The organism is Deltaproteobacteria bacterium (assembly GCA_005879535.1).
GTDB lineage: Bacteria > Myxococcota > Myxococcia > Myxococcales > 40CM-4-68-19 > 40CM-4-68-19.
In genome coordinates, this window is record VBKI01000110.1 from 1 (window position 1) to 2,363 (window position 2,363).

Annotated in this window: 3 protein-coding genes; all 3 read left to right on the forward strand. The window is 65.0% G+C overall.

Going from position 1 to position 2,363, the window contains the following annotated elements; genetic code table 11:
• Positions 1-581: F0F1 ATP synthase subunit gamma (locus tag E6J58_24150; GenBank protein TMB31728.1), on the forward strand; the 581-nt coding region annotated here is incomplete at its 5' end.
• 12 nt (positions 582-593) lie between these two features.
• Complete coding sequence (gene atpD, locus E6J58_24155) at positions 594-2,048, forward strand: F0F1 ATP synthase subunit beta (protein ID TMB31729.1); 1,455 nt, start codon at positions 594-596, stop codon at positions 2,046-2,048.
• 1 nt (position 2,049) lies between these two features.
• A partial coding sequence (gene atpC / locus E6J58_24160; protein TMB31730.1) for an ATP synthase F1 subunit epsilon occupies positions 2,050-2,363 on the forward strand: 314 nt, incomplete at its 3' end.

A 2,363-nucleotide genomic window follows, 5' to 3' on the forward strand; every position in this document is an offset into this window, starting at 1 on the left:
AGCGGTTCGTGGTGGAAGAGGGCGACAAGTACGAGGCGATCCAGTTCTCCACCATCGGGCGCCGCGGGCGCGACTTCGCCAAGAAGCGCGGGATCGAGACGCGCAAGGACTACGTCGGGTTCTTCGGCCGGCTGCGCTACGCGATGGCGAAGGAAGTCGCGGACGACCTGATCGTCGAGTTCAGAGAGCGCAAGCTCGACGCCGTGTACCTGCTCTACAACCAGTTCAAGAGCGCAATGTCCCAGGCCATCACCTTCACAAGGCTCTTGCCCATCGTAGCGACGGAGTCCGCCAAGGCCGAAAAGCAGGGCGGTTTCATCACTCCAGAGCACCTCTATGAGCCGTCTCGCCCGCGGCTGCTCGAGCACCTGATTCCGCGGCAGCTGGCGATGTCGATCTGGCGCGCACTGCTCGAGTCCGAGGCTTCCGAGCACGGCGCCCGGATGACCGCGATGGACTCCGCCACCAAGAACGCAAACGACATGATCGGGCGACTTTCGCTCGAGTACAACCGCGGGCGCCAGGCGTCGATCACCAAGGAGTTGATGGAGATCGTCTCCGGCGCCGAGGCGCTGAAATAAGGACCCCAGGATATGGCTGCAGTCGCGATGACCGAAATCGGCAAAGTGGGCAAAGTCACGCAGGTGATCGGGCCGGTGGTGGACGTAGAGTTCCCCGCCAACGCCCTGCCGGAGATCTTCACCGCCCTGACGTTGTCGAACCCCAGCATATCGGACAAGGCGGACAACCTGACCATCGAGGTGGCGCAGCACCTCGGCGAGAACACCGCACGGTGCATCGCCATGGACTCGACCGACGGCCTCGTGCGCGGGCAGCCGGTGAAGAATACCGGGGGACCCATCTCGGTGCCGGTGGGCAAGGCGGTCCTCGGGCGGATTCTCAACGTCATCGGCGAGCCGGTCGATGAGAAGGGTCCGATCCACGCCACGCGGCGCCTTCCCATCCACCGCCAGCCGCCGGAGTTCTCCGAGCAGGACGTGCGGATGATTCCGTTCGAGACCGGCATCAAGGTCATCGACCTGCTCGCGCCCTACCTGCGCGGGGGAAAGATCGGCCTCTTCGGCGGCGCTGGCGTGGGCAAGACCGTGCTGCTCCAGGAGCTGATCAACAACGTCGCCAAGGAGCGCGGCGGATTCTCCGTCTTCGGCGGCGTCGGCGAGCGCACCCGCGAAGGCAATGACCTGTACGCGGAGTTCATCGAGTCGAAGATCATCAACCTCGAGGACCTCGAGAAGAGCCAGTGCGTGCTGGTCTACGGGCAGATGAACGAGCCGCCCGGCGCCCGGGCCCGTGTCGGCCTCTCCGCGCTGACGATGGCGGAATACTTCCGCGACGAAGAGGGACGGGACGTGCTTCTCTTCATCGACAACATCTTCCGCTTCACGCAGGCGGGCTCCGAGGTCTCTGCGCTCCTCGGCCGCATCCCCAGCGCGGTCGGTTACCAGCCTACGCTCTCCACGGACATGGGCGAGCTCCAGGAAAGAATCACCTCCACCAAGAAGGGGGCTGTGACTTCAGTCCAGGCCATCTACGTTCCGGCCGACGACTTGACGGATCCCGCTCCCGCCACGACCTTCGCGCACCTGGATGCCACTACCGTGCTCTCCCGCGGGCTGACGGAGATCGGCATCTACCCCGCCGTGGACCCGCTCGACTCCACCAGCCGCATCCTCGACCCGCAGATCGTCGGCGAGCAGCACTACAAGGTCGCGCGCCGGGTGCAGTCGGTGCTCCAGCGCTACAAGGAGCTGCAGGACATCATCGCCATCCTCGGGATGGACGAGCTGTCCGACGACGACAAGCTCACGGTCGCCCGCGCCCGGAAGGTGCAGCGCTTCCTCAGCCAGCCTTTCTCGGTGGCAGAGCAGTTCACCGGCATGAAGGGCAAGTATGTGAAGTTGGAAGACACCATCCGCTCCTTCGAAGAGCTTTTGGACGGAAAGCACGACAACCTACCCGAGCAGGCCTTCTACATGGTCGGGAACATCGACGAGGCCGTGGAGAAGGCGAAGACGCTGGCGCGCTGACATGCCCCTCTCGATCGAGATCGTGACCCCCGAGCAGCGCGTGCTCACGACGGAATGCGACGAGGTGCGCCTGCCGGGCGTCGACGGCGGATTCGGAATCCGCCCTGGGCATACACCGCTGGTCGCTGCCCTCGCGCCCGGCGAGCTGGTGTACGTCATCGGCGGCACCGAGCACCGGTACGCCGTCGGCGAGGGATTCTCCGAGGTGAGCAATGATCGCGTCCGCGTGCTCGTCGAGGAAGCGGTCCGTGCCGATCAGATCGATCCCGGCCGCGCCGAGTCCGAGCTGAAGACCCTTCAGCAACGCCTTTCCTC